Annotated in this window: 1 protein-coding gene; it reads right to left on the reverse strand. The window is 64.9% G+C overall.

Translation table 11 applies throughout. From position 1 onward, the window contains the following. Positions 1-131: 131 nt before the first annotated feature. Positions 132-428: a DUF1488 family protein gene (locus BO1_RS49155; RefSeq protein ID WP_407670106.1), complete on the reverse strand. Its 297-nt coding sequence runs from the start codon at positions 426-428 to the stop codon at positions 132-134. Positions 429-502 lie beyond the last annotated feature (74 nt).

A 502-nucleotide genomic window follows, 5' to 3' on the forward strand; every position in this document is an offset into this window, starting at 1 on the left:
CCAGCCAGAAGGCTGGCGCATGTCGCGCGGTGGTGGTTCTGTGCGCCAATTGCCGTTCGAGATACACGCCCGATGCGATACCGCGCCCGTCAACCGGTTTCCGCGTGCTCACAGGACGCCGGCGCAGGCCGTTACCGCCGGTCGCCGAAATCGGCAACGGTCAGCACAACGCGCTCACCCGCATGGACGAGCATCTTGCGGCTTGCCGCCGCCTCGATGCGCTTGCGGCCGTCGGTGAACGCCTGGAGAACGCGCGCCTCGCCGGCTCCAGGGGGTAGCCAGAAATACTGTTCGAGCGCCTCGCGGGTGATGACGCACTCCACGGAGCCGCCCCGTCCCGACAGTGTAAAAACTACGCCTTTGCCGTCCGGCGCGAGGCGGGATTCGAGTCCGATGGTTTCCACAATAAACCCCGTCCGGGTAGTCATCTTGTTCTGTCCTTGAATCGTACAGGGCGTGCGACCCGGAACTCAACGTGCATCCCGGCGAAACTCTGCTGGCC

The organism is Paraburkholderia oxyphila NBRC 105797 (assembly GCF_000685075.1).
GTDB classification, from domain to species: Bacteria; Pseudomonadota; Gammaproteobacteria; order Burkholderiales; family Burkholderiaceae; genus Paraburkholderia; species Paraburkholderia oxyphila.